Consider the following 14434-nt stretch of genomic DNA (forward strand, 5'->3'; position numbering starts at 1 on the left):
GCACCACTAATTAATCAGAGAAAGTTATAAAATAAATAATCGTTATTCAAATCTTGCCAAGCAAACTTTCACTTACCCTGGCAACCGTTCGCTCAATGGGTTGGAACTCAAAATTCAATGCTTTCCGGATTTTCCCGTTGTCATAACTGATCTTTCTGGCCGCAGATTTGGCCGTTTCCTTCGTAATTAACGGCTTTGTTCCTAGTAACCACGTCCTTACCGCTTCGAACCGCCAAATAATTCCTGCAAGTCCGGTGCCCACCTTAAACGACGGCCGTTTTTTGTGCATTGCGTCTGCAATAGTATTGAACAAATTCTGATAAGAAATGCTCCCGCCATTCAGCAAAAATCTTTCTCCGGAGATGTCTGATAACAGAAGCTGGAATATAATGTCGGCAACGTCTTTTACGTCCACATAATTGGCGATGCCTTCTGTATAAAATGGTTTTTCTTTAAAAACATAACCGAAAATCTGGGTGCTGCTCTTAGTCCAATCGCCTTCACCCAGGATTAATGTCGGGTTAACGATTACCGCATTAAGCCCTTCTGCGATCCCACGCCACACTTCCAATTCCGCCAAATGTTTGGTTTTCGCATATTCCGAATTCTCCGGGGAATTTTCCCAGCGATGATTTTCGTCCAGGACCACATCTTTTCCCGGAATCGCCTTCCGCGCGTCCGGCCTGCCGATCGCCGCAATGCTGCTCACATGACAGAGTTTGCCGATTTTATATTTAAGACACACATTCACAACATTCGCAGTCCCCTCAACATTCACCTTATACATTGACTTCCGCTCCTTTGGAATAAAAGAAACAACGGCAGCCGTATGCACGACCATATCCATATTCTCCACCGCGCTTTCCAGCGCGCTGATGTCCAGAATGTCCCCTTCTATCCAGTGGATTTTAGAAGCCACATCCGCCAGCAACCCACGATCAGATTCAGCCCTGACCAATGCAAATACTTCATGATTTTCAGCAAGAAACTTCCGTGCAGTAGCGCTCCCAACCAATCCGGTCGCACCTGTAATGAGGATTTTCATAATTTAAGAAAAGTTGTCGGGGTATGTTTCCATTTTGAAATTTTGCCGGTGTGATATGCGGACAAGTTTATAAAATTTTATTTACACTTTACCAAAGTCCCGGTTCTGAAAGCGTTTTTGCTAATTTTACGTTTTTGGAATGCTGCGGAACTCGATAATGTTTTCAAAGCACCACCTCATTTATATTATCCGATTCATTAAAATGCCGATTTCCGATCCAAAACGATATACTGTTACCGCTGCCCTGATTTATGCCAACGGCCCTATCCACATTGGCCACCTGGCTGGATGTTACATACCGGCAGATATATACGTTCGTTACCTGCGCTCCAAAGGAAAAGATGTTGCTTTTATCAGCGGAACTGATGAGCACGGCGTCCCGATCACTATCCGTGCAAAAAAAGAAGGCTTGACGCCACAGCAGGTCGTGGATAAGTACTATGCACAGATCGACGCTTCCTTTAAAGAACTGGGCATTTCGTTTGATATATATTCCCGGACCAGCAAGGCGGTCCACCATGAAACTTCACAGGAAATTTTCAAAGATCTGTACGATAAGAATGTCTTTGTTGAGGAAACAACCGAGCAATATTATGATGAAACGGCCGAGCAGTTCCTGGCAGATCGCTACATCGTCGGAACGTGTCCTGTTTGTGCAAATCCCAATGCTTATGGAGACCAATGTGAACGCTGCGGCTCCACATTAAGCCCGCTCGAACTGAAAGACCCACGGTCGATGCTCTCAGGTGCAAAACCGATTTTGAAGGCAACCAAAAACTGGTATCTGCCTTTGGACACCATGCAGCCGCAGATTGAAAACTACATTAACAGCCACAGCGAGTGGAAAACGAATGTTTTCGGACAATGTCAGTCCTGGTTAAAGGATGGCTTGAAACCACGAGCCATGACCCGCGACCTGGATTGGGGTATTAAAGTGCCGCTTCCCGATACAGACGGAAAAGTTTTATATGTGTGGTTTGAAGCGCCTATCGGCTACATTTCCGCAACGAAAGATTGGCTGATCCAGAAAAACGGAACTGACGAAGGCTGGAAACAATGGTGGCAGCCAATCACGCCAGGCGAGGAAACTAAGCTGGTGCATTTTATCGGTAAGGACAACATTGTGTTCCATTGCATTATTTTCCCGGCCATGCTGATGGCGGAAGGCAATTATATTCTGCCTGATAATGTGCCTGCAAACGAGTTTATGAACTTGGAAGGCGATAAAATTTCCACTTCAAGAAACTGGGCGGTATGGCTGCATGAATACCTGGAAGAGCTGCCCGATAAGCAGGATGTGCTGCGTTATGTGCTCACCGCTAACGCGCCTGAAACCAAAGACAGCGAATTCACCTGGAAGGACTTCCAGACCAGAAACAATAGTGAGCTCGTTGGCATTTACGGCAATTTTATCAACCGCGCCATTGTATTGACACAAAAATTCTGTGACAGCAAAGTGCCTGCAAGGGGCGTTTTGCAGGAAATAGATGAAATTGCATTAAAGGATCTGGCCGAATTCCCGGCCCGCATTTCGGAATCTCTGGAAACTTACCGGTTCCGGGAAGCGCTTACATTGATCATGGACCTGGCAAGATCAGGCAATAAATATCTGGCGGAAACGCAGCCATGGCATGCCATCAAAACGGATCCTGAGCGCGTTAATACAATTCTGAACATTGCTTTACAGATTTCAGCAACATTATCCATCGTCTCGGAGCCGGTGCTTCCTTTCACAGCTGCTAAAATCCAGGAGCAATTGGGAATGACCAACACAGCGTGGGAATATGCAGGTAATCAGGATCTTTTAGCTCCCGGACAGCCTGTTTTGGAAGCGAAACTGTTATTCGAAAAAATTGAAGATCACGTCATTGAAAAACACATTCAAAAACTGCACGACGCTAAAAGAATGAACGAGCTGGAAGGAAAAACGGTAACGGCGATAAAACCGGAAATACAGTATGACGATTTCGGGAAAATGGATATCCGGGTCGCAACCATTGTTGCTGCGGAGAATGTCCCTAAAAGCAAAAAGCTGCTCAAATTGCTCGTAGACATCGGCATTGAACAGCGAACTGTGCTCAGCGGTATTTCGGAACATTTTTCAGCCGAAGAAGTGATTGGTAAAAAAGTGCTGTATCTGGCAAACCTGGCGCCTCGGAAAATGATGGGGCTGGAAAGTCACGGAATGATCCTGATGGCTGAAGACCGGGACGGAAGTCTGGCTTTTGTGCAGCCTGGAAAAGAAGTGTGGAACGGCGGGACTGTCAACTGATCAGCTGAAACCGGAAAAGATAAAGGGCTCTTGGGAAAACCAGGAGCCTTTTCTTATGAACCTTTATTGAAATTCTCTTTTAACCTGATCGTACAGCGAATAAACCTTATCCACCAGCACTTCACATTCACGGTCCGAAAACTGCTCGATGGTATTGCTTACTGCATTGGAAACAACTTTCCCCTCCTCGTTCACCTTCACCCCTTTTTGCTTGATTATACTCAGGATTTGCTCCCACTCTCCGATGAGGCTATCGGAAAAATACCGCGGTTCGATAATGTTGAAATATGCGGATTGGGATTTTAACTTTTGCTTAAGTTGACCGGAAGCGTTTGAAACTCTAAGCTCTTCTACGAGTTTCGTGAGCTCAATGTAAGCGAAAATGTTTGACTTTTTCATAACGTTGAGATTGGAGGAGTAATATATAAAATATGGTTGCTAAGATACAGAGATGAAACTCGTTTTTTTATTAGCAAACAGAATGTTTACCCTATCTTAATATTAACTATTGGATGGATACAATTCCCAAAAGCTGTTTGCTATATGCTTCATTAATAAGACTAAACGTTTGAATCAACCCCATTTTTCGGCCGCTATATACTCATGACACATAAAAAAACCCGACAGTTGTAACTATCGGGTGACTTTATTTAATACGGATCAGCTGTTACCAGCGCTCTATATTTACTTTCCGGTGATAATCTCCCTGTTCATCTCCGTAGGGAAGAAATAACACAAGATGGCGCAAAGTATCGTCATATTTTGCGGTTATATGTTCTACGTCAACCCCGTCGGGAATGACGAATGTATTGATGAAACGTATCGTTCTCCACTGCTCTTCATCGGACAGACTTTCCTGAGAAAATATGGGCAACAAGTGAAATAGTTTTAGATTATTGGAATTCTTCTTTCCTTTAACTACTTCCAATTGAAGATCTTCAACCTCGATGCCTGGAACCTTCACAACAACTTCAAAACCGTCCGATCCTCTATCAAGCTTTATAGCGGGCTCACTCATTCCACCATTGATTGTGTTGATGAAATCAATATTCATCAGCATCTCCTGGGGTATTTTCAGTTTGCTTTCCATAGCTATCGCGTTTAAGATTCACAAGTTTTATAGACTAACGAAAAACTACGTGCCAAAGATTATTTTTTGAGTAAAATCCGAAAATATAATCCCGCCTTGTAGAAGCACAAGTGGCTGTAAAACTGTTTAAAACCTCATTTCCAACGCAGACAACGAAATTATCCCAAAAAACCGTGGAATAGCCAAATGCCAAAGTTGCAGTAACGTCTCCCCATAGAGCGACAAATTGTCCTGTATTTGCATATTTTATAGCGTCTTACGATCAGAATGTCCCAGGTCGCGCCCCGGATCAATGCGGTCGCGGACAAGTTGCTTGATTTCTTTGGGTTCCGGAAAGTGCCCTTCACGCTTCCTGTCCCAGATGATTTCCTCATTCAGGCTTATAATGTATCGCCCCGCAACTTCCGAAGGCGTCAGCTGAACCGCATGCAGGTCACCCGTGAATGTGGTGAGTAATTCCTGCGCCATCCACGCGGACCGCAGCAGCCAGCCGCATTTCGGGCAGTATTCAATGTTGATTGTGGGTTTCATGATCCTGTTACAAGCGATTTTGGCCTTCAAGATACCAAAAAAGCCGTGAAGGAGATCCCTCACGGCTTTCGAATGTTAACCTAACCCTTTAATCTTTTGAGAGAAACCTTCTGAAAATTTCTCTCATAACGCTCTACAAATGTCGCCTGACATTCACATTCTTTTTAGCGTTATAATCCCTGATTTGTAAAATGCGTAACACTCATTTCGCGTCTTGGTAATACTCCCCAATGTAGCAAGTAGAATTACGTGTTTTTCCCGGAGGCGTATTTTCAAAGATATTGATAGTCAAGCCAATACCCCAAAACCGTTAACTCAATACAATCCGTTCTGCTTGGTGGTAATGCGGGTGGGGGTTACATTTACGTATATCAAGAAATTTTAAAATTCTCTCAAACGTTTATGGATCCACGGAAATTTACGGGTAAAGAAGGACAGCTAATCTCAGCGGAACAAGCATTAAAGATTACTGAACCTTTCCAGAAAAGAGAACAGGAAATTACGCTTCGCGGCGAGAATTATGTAAAAGCGGAGTTTTTCGGAATACATAAATTCAACGAATTGATGAGCATTCACGGAGAAACTTGCGTAGGATTTCGCGTTTATTACGGCATTACGGAGGAAGAAGGACATGTGATCGGCGAGAAATCAGCACTTAGCAGAGGCATGAAAAGACCAACTGCAAGACTAGTGCTCATACCTGTCGACGCTGATGGCAATGACCTTACCAAAACTGCCCGGCTGGGAGGAATGAAGGACATGCCCGCTCGGAAAGAAGCCATGACAGGCGGACCGCTTTGCCCGCATCAATGTTAGGCAGTGATAATTAACACACTATATGTTTGAAATTTACATTTCGTATTGTTTCAGAAATCCGGTCTCATGCATAGCAGTATTCATAACACTATTACCGCTAATCTTAATCATTCTTAGACAAGCATACATTGACCCTACCTTCCGATTGCTGTCGGCATACTTGACAGTCAAATTGATGATTGACATAACGATGTTTCATTCGGCTGCTAACCACGAAAACAATATCTTATTTTACAATTTAGCTATCCCTGCTAATTACGCTTTCCTGGGTGGAATGTTCTATTTTAAATTCAGTTCGCTCGTACTAAAGAAAGCGATTCTTGGCTCAATGGTTGGTTTTCTGGCTTTCACAACATGGGATGTTTTTAATTCGAATCCAGTGATAAGTGATCTGCACAACCATCGGGCAGTATTACTTGCGAAAACCATGGAAGGGGTATTAATCATAACATTGATCTTATTATATTTCTACGAGCTAATAAAGTCCCTGCGCATTCCGAATCTGCTGACCTTTCCATTTTTCTGGGTGTGCTCAGGTTTACTATTATATTATTCAAGTTTTATATTTATTGCGCCTGTCTTACATTATACCGCCACCTGGAATCATTCAGTGGACATGGGCTTAACTGAAACCATTCCAACTATTTTCGAGATCGTGTGTGCATTGTGCTTCAGCGTTGGTATTTATCATTTTTCGGCGGAAGATTATGCAAAACAGTGAAGAGTTAAAATGGGCGTTACTCATTGCCTCACTGGCAATGCTGACCATGGCGTTCTGCATGATCTCTTTCGTTATGTATTATCAAAAAAGACGATTTGAGGAGGAAAAGAAGATCAGCGACATTGAAAAAAACTACAACCGACTTTTACTGGACACCGCGCTCAATTCAGAAGAAACGGAGCGCCGCCGCATTGCCCAGGATTTACACGACGACATTGGAACAATGCTGTCTCTCACCAAGTTAAGCCTCAATCAGCTCAGTAAACTGGTGGCCAGCAGCGGAAATGAGAAAGAAGACCAGATCATGAAGAAATCGCAGTCGCTGGTTGAAGAAACCATTCTGCATGTGCGCAGGATTACGCGCGATCTGGTGCCTACAACATTGGAACGGTTTGGTTTAATGGAGGCAATAGAAGAATTTATTCATAAATTAGAAGAAGATAACAACCTCGCCATCACCTTCCAGGCCAACACCGACGACTTCCCGCGGCAGGGCCAGAAACTGGAACTTACGCTTTACCGTATTATGCAGGAACTGGTCAACAACGCGATCAAGCATGCCAGTTGTTCAAAAATAGATATCCGCCTGGAAATCAATGATCAGATGATCGGCCTGAAAGTGACAGACAACGGAGTCGGATTTGACCCCGAGAAGATCAAAGAAAATAATCTGGCCGGGCTGGGCCTGTTGGGAATTGAAAGCCGGTTGGCCATTGTTAACGGAACAGTCCAATATGAAAAACCCGAAAAAGGCGGCGCGAGTGCATTTGCACAGATCCCTATGATGCCGGTTGCAGACAGCAAACCGGAACCTTTGCATCCATTCCGGCGCGAGCGCGTGAACATCTAATTGATATGAAAACCTTAAAACTCGGAATTGCCGACGACCATGAACTGTTCAGAAAGGGGTTTATCTCCATGCTGAGCGGCATTCCCGATTTCGAATTTGTACTTGAAGCGGCTAACGGCCAGGAATTACTCGACCGCTTGCCTGCCAACACGCCTGATATCGTTTTTATGGATCTGCAAATGCCGATTATGGATGGCATTCAAGCCACTGAGGCCGCTTTTGAAAAATTTCCCAACATTAAGGTGATCGTGGTGTCCATGTATAATGAAGACCGTTTCGTCATTCACATGCTCGAAAAAGGTGTTCAGGGCTATTTATTAAAAGATACTAGCCCGGATGAAGTGGAAAAAGCCATTCGCCGGGTAGATGAAGAAGGATTTTATTACAACGACTTCGTCTCCAAAGCCATGCACAGGAAAATGGTGACCAGGCAGGTCAATAAACATCCCTTCTTCCCCAACGCTTGCAATGTTGCGCTTTCGTCAAGAGAAAAAGAAGTGCTGCAATTGATATGCGACGGCTTTTCCACTTCCGAAATTGGTGATAAGCTTTTCATCAGCGTACGCACCGTGGAAGGTCACCGGCTGCGGGTCCTGGAAAAGACCGGCACGAAGAGCACAGCAGCTGCGGTTGCTTTTGCATACAAAAACCAATTATTGAACTAGAATATTTCATATCGCGATTTAAGGAATGACATGCACCCAAATGCGTGTCATTCTCGTTTTCAGCTGGGAAACTCCTGTGATTTATTTATCTTTCAGCCAGTAACTCTGTAAGCGCTTATGAAAGTCCTCATTGTTTGCACGAATCATGAAACATTCCCTACCAAAACCGGTAAAACCGGCTTGTGGCTTAGTGAACTGACTTATTTCTATGATGTTATGGCCAAACGCAGGGTTCTCATGGACATTGTCAGCCCGCTGGGAGGGAAAATTCCGATTGACGAACGCAGCCTGGAATTGAAAGACGAATGCAATGCCAAATACTGGGAAGATGCTGCGTTCCGGGCGAAACTAGACAATTCACTTTCTCCTGCACAAATTCATGCAGCCGATTATCGTCTGGTTTATTTTGCAGGCGGGCACGGCGCCATGTGGGATCTGGCCGAAAATACAGACTTGCAGAACATCGTCAGGGACGTTTACGAACGCAACGGAATGGTTTCCGCAGTCTGCCACGGCGTTTGCGGTCTTTTGAACGTGAAACTATCCGACGGCTCCTGGCTGATCCAGGACAAATATGTAACCGGCTTCTCCAACGTGGAAGAAGCCTTAATGAGCTTTGTGAGCGAAGTGCCGTTTTATCTGGAAGACAAGCTGAAAGAGCGCGGCGCACATTACACCAAATCAATGATCCCTTTTATGGAATTCATTGAAATGGATGAACGACTGATTACCGGCCAGAATCCAAATTCGGCTAAGAAAGTGGCCTCCAAAGCACTGGAAGAGCTTTTTGAAAAATAATATCAGAATTTAAAATCTCCAAACAGCGAGCGGAAAGTCGGCAAGATCGCATCCTTATCAGACACGTTTGCGTCTTCAACCCCCCAGTTGATCGCCAGGTCCTCATCATTCCACAAAATACCTGACTCGGATTCCTTATTGTAGATGTTTGTGCATTTGTAGGAGAAAATCGAATCTTCGAGTGCAACAAAACCATGCGCAAAACCTTCGGGAACGTAAGCAATGTTGTTTTTTTCACTGCTTAACTCGAAAATTTCATGCTTGCCAAAAGTGGGAGATTCCGGGCGAATATCCACGGCAACGTCCAAAACCTTCCCAGAAATGACGCGAACCAGCTTTCCCTGCGCGAAAGGTGCTTTTTGGAAGTGAAGCCCCCTTACCACGCCTTTTTTCGAAAATGACTGATTATCCTGAACAAAGTTGGTAGGCAAACCTAATTGCTTAAATATCTGCTCATTATAAGATTCAAAAAACATTCCACGATCATCATGAAAAACACGTGGGGTAAGTTCGACTAATCCGGCAATGGAAGTTTCGCGAATCTGCATACAATATTATTTCTGTTGGTTGGTAATGGTAAGTCTTAATCTTGGGACAAATTTATGAATCTATTGATAGAGGTTGTAATTTCGGCGCATTATTTCCAAAATCATGACCTACGAAGCGCTGTTTGAACAAATTTCCCAGAAAAAATCCTATCTATGCATAGGGCTCGACACGGATATCAGGAAAATCCCTGCCCATCTGCGTCAAGCGGCTGACCCTGTTTTTGAGTTTAACAAACAGATCATCGACGCCACCGCGGATTTTTGTGTATCCTATAAGCCGAACATTGCCTTCTACGAAGCATCCGGCTCAAAAGGTTGGGAAAGTTTGCAGAAAACAATCGAATACATTCCAAAAAGCCACTTTACCATCGCGGATGCCAAACGTGGGGACATTGGAAACACATCCGGACTTTACGCCAGAACGTTTTTCGATCCCTCTGCTTCGGGCCTTGAATTTGACGCAGTAACGGTCGCGCCTTACATGGGAAGTGACTCGGTGATCCCGTTTCTGGAATTTGAAAACAAATGGGTGATCCTGCTCGCATTGACGTCCAATCCGGGTAGCGGGGACTTTCAGCGTTTGGAGGCCAACGGCGCGCCTTTATACGAACAAGTCCTCAAAACTTCGCAAACCTGGGCCGGCGCAGATCGCATAATGTATGTCGTTGGCGCCACGCAAGCTGCTGAATTTGAGAAAATCAGAACGATCATTCCAGATCATTTTCTGCTTGTCCCGGGTGTGGGCGCGCAGGGAGGAAATCTTGAAGAACTATCCAGATTTGGCATGAACGCACATTGCGGCTTGCTGGTGAACGCTTCCCGCAGCATTATTTACGCTGGTAATGATGTCGATTTTGCTCAAAAAGCAAAACAGGAAGCGCAGCTTTTACAGCAGGAAATGGCCATTTATCTTGACAAATACTGCAAATAAACCACCCAAATTTTACCCTTAATCTCTCCAAACAATCCACCGCAACTGCTGATGCAACTTTCCGATTCCAACGCATATACCATACAAGGCATTGATCCTGAACATTTAATTGAAAAATTCGGCAGTCCGCTTTACGTGTACGACGGCGCAACGATCCGCCGCAAAACACAGGAGCTACAAAACGCATTTGCAGGCATTAATATGAAAATTAAATATGCCTGTAAAGCGAACACGAATTTATCGATCCTGCGACTGATGCGCGAAATCGGCGTGGAATTGGATGTGGTGTCTCCGGGAGAGCTGGAAATGGGCGTTATGGCGGGTTATACTGCGAATCAGATCACGTTTACACCCAGCGGCGTTTCTTTTGAAGAAGTGCGTGCGGCTGTTGATGCGGGTGCGATCGTGAATGTGGACAGCATTCCGTTGCTGGAATGGTTTGGACAAACTTATGGAAACACCAGGCCGTGCCTGATCCGGATTAAACCCAATGTTGCCGCTGGCGGGAATATCAAGATCATGACCGCACACGCCGATTCTAAATTCGGGATCTCCGTTTTGCTTCTGGATCAAATTCTTGAAGTTGTAAAGAAATACGACATTAAAATCATTGGCCTGCACCAGCATACCGGCTCAGACATTAAGGATGCAGAACCGTTCCTGAAAGTGGCGGATATACTTTTTGAAACAGCCAAACATTTCCCTGACCTTGAAATCATAGACTTGGGCGGTGGCTTTAAGGTTTCCTACTTACCAGGTGACGAGATTACCGATATGGATCTGCTGGGAAGAAAAATTTCCGAGCGGTTTAAAAAGTTCTGCAGTGAATACGGACGAGAATTGCAGCTTTGGTTTGAACCAGGCAAATTTCTGGTGAGTGAATCCGGCTATTTGCTGGTGAATGCGACGGTTGTGAAAGAGGATCCGGCAAGAAACTTCGTCCATGTAAATTCAGGATTAAATCATCTGATCCGCCCAATGATGTATGGCTCTTACCATCACATTTTGAATGTTTCCAACCCTTCCGGCGAGCCTAAAACCTATAATGTGGTAGGTTACATTTGCGAAACAGATACATTCGCCACCGATCGAACATTGCCGGAAGTGAAAGCCGGAGATCTTCTAGCGTTCCTCAATGCAGGCGCTTACGGGTTAACAATGAGCTCGAATTATAATGCACGTGTCCGCCCCGCAGAAGTGCTGATTGATCAGGCCGAAGCGCGCTTGGTGAGAAGGCGTGAGACGATGGAAGACCTGCTAAAAACGCAGATGGATTTGTAATTCAGTAGACATTTTGTCCTGATATCCCCTATTTTCATTTTTTTAATGCCAAAATTTCAGGCTTTCTGATCGGGCATATGATTTTTCATGGAGAATTGTAAACAAAGCAATATCTCCATGAACTTCAACCAATATACCATAAAGGCGCAGGAGATTATACAACACGCTGCGCAGATGGCCCAGGGCAACCAGCAACAGGCCATCGAAACGGGTCACGTCCTGAAATCCATTCTGGAAGAAGACCCCAACACTTCGCTATTCTTACTTAATAAGCTCAATATCAGCCCGGATATCTTGAATAATCGGCTGGAAAAGATTTTGGAAGGTTACCCGCGCGTAAGCGGCGGCCAGCCTTATCTGGGCAATGATATGGCGGCTGCAAGTGGCAAAGCGCAAAATTATCTAAAAGAATTTAACGACGAATTTATAAGCATTGAACTGCTCATTCTCGGCATCCTGGCTGGAAAAGATTCCACAGCGACGCTCATGAAGGAAGTCGGTTTTAAGGAAAAAGAACTTATTGACGCAATCAAAGAACTTAGAGGTAAAAATAATCCTGTGAAAGATCAAAATGCAGAAGCTAAATATCGCTCACTGGAACGATACAGCAAAAATTTAAATGAATTGGCCAAAGCCGGTAAAATTGACCCGGTAATAGGCAGGGACGAGGAAATTCGGCGGGTTTTGCAGATTTTAAGTCGGAGAACAAAAAACAATCCGATTTTATTAGGTGAACCTGGGGTTGGTAAAACGGCAATCGTCGAAGGACTTGCGCAAAGGATCGTGCAGGGCGACGTGCCCGAAAACCTGAAATCGAAGATCATTGTATCCCTCGATATGGGACTTTTGATCGCAGGGGCAAAATACAAAGGTGAATTTGAAGAAAGGCTGAAAGCGGTTATCAAGGAAGTGACCGACTCGGAAGGCGAGATCGTTCTTTTCATTGACGAGATCCACACATTGATCGGAGCTGGCGGCGGCGGAGAAAGCGCTATGGATGCGGCGAACCTGCTGAAACCAGCCCTGGCCCGTGGTGAATTGCATGCAATCGGTGCAACCACATTGAAAGAATATCAAAAATACATGGAGAAAGACAAGGCGCTGGAACGTCGTTTCCAGGCTGTAATGGTCGATGAACCCAATATTCCTGATGCGATCAGCATTTTGCGTGGTATCAAAGAAAAGTATGAGCTGCACCACGGGGTAAGGATCCAGGATGACGCGGTGATTGCAGCCGTCGAGCTTTCCAATCGCTATATCAGCGATCGTTTCCTGCCCGACAAGGCCATTGACTTAATGGACGAAGCAGCTTCCAAACTACGCCTCGAAATGGACAGTGTTCCCGAGGAGCTCGACGAACTGAACCGCCGCATTATGCAGCTTGAAATCGAGCGCGAAGCAATTCGTCGTGAACATAATAAGGACAAAGAAACAGTGCTCAACAAAGAGATTGCGGACCTGAGTGAGGAACGCAATACATTGAAAGCACAATGGGAGAATGAAAAAGGCAAGGTTAATGAAGTCCGTACATTAAAAGAACAAAGTGAGCAGCTGCGCCTCGAAGCCGAACAAGCCGAACGCGCGGGTGATTTTGGAAAAGTTGCGGAGATCCGTTACGGCCGGATTCCGGAAGTGCAAAGCAAACTGACCGAATTACAGCAATCCGAGCATGCTGAAAGCTTAATGCAGGAAGAAATTACGCCGGAGGACATTGCGGAAGTAGTTGCAAAATGGACGGGCATTCCAGTGAGCAAAATGCTCCAAAGCGACCGCGAAAAATTATTGCAACTGGAAAGTCATCTGCATAACCGCGTTGCGGGGCAGGAAGAAGCGATTGAAGTGGTTGCGGATGCAGTAAGACGGAGCCGGGCCGGTTTGCAGGATGCAAAACGCCCGATCGGAAGCTTCCTCTTCCTGGGTCCGACTGGTGTGGGTAAAACTGAATTGGCTAAAACACTCGCAGAATATCTGTTCAATGACGAAAATGCCGTGGTCCGGATCGATATGAGTGAATATCAGGAACGTCATTCGGTAAGCAGACTGGTGGGTGCGCCTCCGGGATATGTGGGTTATGACGAAGGCGGACAATTGACCGAAGCTGTTCGTCGCAAACCTTACAGTGTGATCCTGCTGGATGAAATTGAAAAAGGTCATCCGGATGTCTGGAACATTCTTTTGCAGGTTTTGGATGAAGGCCGCTTAACAGATAACAAAGGCCGTGTTGCCAATTTCAAGAACACGATCATTATCATGACTTCGAACATAGGCAGCCACATTATCCAGGAAAAATTTGCCGAAGACGAAGGCTGGAACCATACATTGGTTGTGGAAGAAGCGAAACAAGCCGTTTTGGACTTATTGAAAGCTTCGGTAAGACCTGAGTTCCTGAACCGGATCGATGAGATCGTTCTTTTTGAACCGCTTACTTTGAAAAACATTCGTAAGATCGTTGATATCCAGTTCAAAGGCATTCAAAAGATGCTGCAAGACCAGGGAATTACGCTGGATGCGACAGACGAAGCGCTTTCAAAACTGGGCGAGGATGGATTTGATCCGGCATTTGGCGCACGTCCGTTGAAACGGGTGATGCAGCGCCGCATCCTGAATGAGCTGTCCAAAGGAATATTGAGCGGACAGGTTGCTAAGGATTCTGTGATCATGATGGAGCTTAATTCCAAAGGCGATCTGATCTTTGAAAATGTCGGCAATGTAGAGATCTAAAATCTTGGAAAATTGATATTTAAACGAGCGGCATGACTGCCGCTCGTTTTGTTTTTGTACTGGGATCACACTTTTCGCGCTTTGCACCACACCTGTTGAACGGGAACAACATTTCCCTGTGCAATTTGAAAAGCAAGCGGAATTTCAATTATGGCATAATTTTTG

General features: G+C 45.1%; 14 protein-coding genes. 9 read left to right on the plus strand and 5 right to left on the minus strand.

Annotation, left to right across the window (positions count from 1 at the left end):
* Positions 1 to 46: 46 nt before the first annotated feature.
* Positions 47 to 1045: an SDR family NAD(P)-dependent oxidoreductase gene (locus tag G395_RS0101795; protein ID WP_026628491.1), complete on the minus strand. Its 999-nt coding sequence runs from the start codon at positions 1043 to 1045 to the stop codon at positions 47 to 49.
* A 202-nt stretch (positions 1046 to 1247) separates the two neighbouring features.
* Here G395_RS0101795 and metG point away from each other — a divergent pair, with 202 nt between their 5' ends.
* Positions 1248 to 3317 carry a methionine--tRNA ligase gene (gene metG, locus G395_RS0101800; protein ID WP_026628492.1) on the plus strand — a complete coding sequence of 690 codons (2070 nt, stop codon included), beginning with the start codon at positions 1248 to 1250 and terminating at the stop codon, positions 3315 to 3317.
* Positions 3318 to 3380: 63 nt separating this feature from the next.
* On the opposite strand, the gene G395_RS0101805 is transcribed toward metG, so the two are convergent.
* The 3 genes from G395_RS0101805 to G395_RS0101815 all read right to left on the minus strand — a co-directional run bounded on the left by G395_RS0101805 (position 3381) and on the right by G395_RS0101815 (position 5001).
* A complete protein-coding gene (locus G395_RS0101805) occupies positions 3381 to 3716 on the minus strand; it encodes a hypothetical protein (RefSeq protein ID WP_051349922.1) in 336 nt (111 codons plus the stop codon).
* Between the two features lie 268 nt (positions 3717 to 3984).
* On the minus strand, positions 3985 to 4407 hold the full coding sequence (locus G395_RS0101810; protein ID WP_026628494.1) for an Hsp20/alpha crystallin family protein: 423 nt from the start codon (positions 4405 to 4407) through the stop codon (positions 3985 to 3987).
* 246 nt (positions 4408 to 4653) lie between these two features.
* Positions 4654 to 5001, minus strand: a complete 348-nt coding sequence (locus G395_RS0101815) for an Rdx family protein (RefSeq protein ID WP_229203910.1) — start codon at positions 4999 to 5001, stop codon at positions 4654 to 4656.
* Between the two features lie 339 nt (positions 5002 to 5340).
* On the opposite strand from G395_RS0101815, the gene G395_RS0101820 reads away from it, so the two are divergent.
* From G395_RS0101820 to G395_RS0101840, 5 genes are all read left to right on the plus strand, one after another.
* Entirely contained in the window at positions 5341 to 5754 is a 414-nt protein-coding gene (locus tag G395_RS0101820) for a hypothetical protein (protein ID WP_026628496.1), read from the plus strand.
* A gap of 175 nt (positions 5755 to 5929) precedes the next feature.
* Positions 5930 to 6475 (plus strand): hypothetical protein, encoded by a 546-nt coding sequence (locus G395_RS0101825; RefSeq protein ID WP_229203911.1) that lies wholly within the window; start codon positions 5930 to 5932, stop codon positions 6473 to 6475.
* Positions 6462 to 7325 carry a sensor histidine kinase gene (locus G395_RS0101830; RefSeq protein ID WP_026628498.1) on the plus strand — a complete coding sequence of 288 codons (864 nt, stop codon included), beginning with the start codon at positions 6462 to 6464 and terminating at the stop codon, positions 7323 to 7325. Before G395_RS0101825 ends, G395_RS0101830 begins: the two co-directional genes overlap by 14 nt.
* A 5-nt stretch (positions 7326 to 7330) precedes the next feature.
* Positions 7331 to 7990: a response regulator transcription factor gene (locus G395_RS0101835; RefSeq protein ID WP_026628499.1), complete on the plus strand. Its 660-nt coding sequence runs from the start codon at positions 7331 to 7333 to the stop codon at positions 7988 to 7990.
* 117 nt (positions 7991 to 8107) lie between these two features.
* Complete coding sequence (locus tag G395_RS0101840; RefSeq protein ID WP_026628500.1) at positions 8108 to 8788, plus strand: type 1 glutamine amidotransferase domain-containing protein; 681 nt, start codon at positions 8108 to 8110, stop codon at positions 8786 to 8788.
* Between the two features lie 2 nt (positions 8789 to 8790).
* Here G395_RS0101840 and rfbC read toward each other — a convergent pair whose 3' ends face one another.
* A complete protein-coding gene (gene rfbC, locus G395_RS0101845; RefSeq protein WP_026628501.1) occupies positions 8791 to 9336 on the minus strand; it encodes a dTDP-4-dehydrorhamnose 3,5-epimerase in 546 nt (181 codons plus the stop codon).
* A gap of 103 nt (positions 9337 to 9439) precedes the next feature.
* On the opposite strand from rfbC, the gene pyrF reads away from it, so the two are divergent.
* The 3 genes from pyrF to clpB all read left to right on the plus strand — a co-directional run bounded on the left by pyrF (position 9440) and on the right by clpB (position 14269).
* Entirely contained in the window at positions 9440 to 10267 is an 828-nt protein-coding gene (gene pyrF, locus G395_RS0101850) for an orotidine-5'-phosphate decarboxylase (RefSeq protein ID WP_026628502.1), read from the plus strand.
* A 51-nt stretch (positions 10268 to 10318) separates the two neighbouring features.
* Positions 10319 to 11548: a diaminopimelate decarboxylase gene (gene lysA, locus G395_RS0101855; protein ID WP_026628503.1), complete on the plus strand. Its 1230-nt coding sequence runs from the start codon at positions 10319 to 10321 to the stop codon at positions 11546 to 11548.
* 117 nt (positions 11549 to 11665) lie between these two features.
* Complete coding sequence (clpB, locus tag G395_RS0101860) at positions 11666 to 14269, plus strand: ATP-dependent chaperone ClpB (RefSeq protein WP_026628504.1); 2604 nt, start codon at positions 11666 to 11668, stop codon at positions 14267 to 14269.
* Positions 14270 to 14434 lie beyond the last annotated feature (165 nt).

Origin of the sequence: Dyadobacter alkalitolerans DSM 23607 (assembly GCF_000428845.1) — a bacterium.
In the GTDB taxonomy this organism is placed as follows: Bacteria; Bacteroidota; Bacteroidia; order Cytophagales; family Spirosomataceae; genus Dyadobacter; species Dyadobacter alkalitolerans.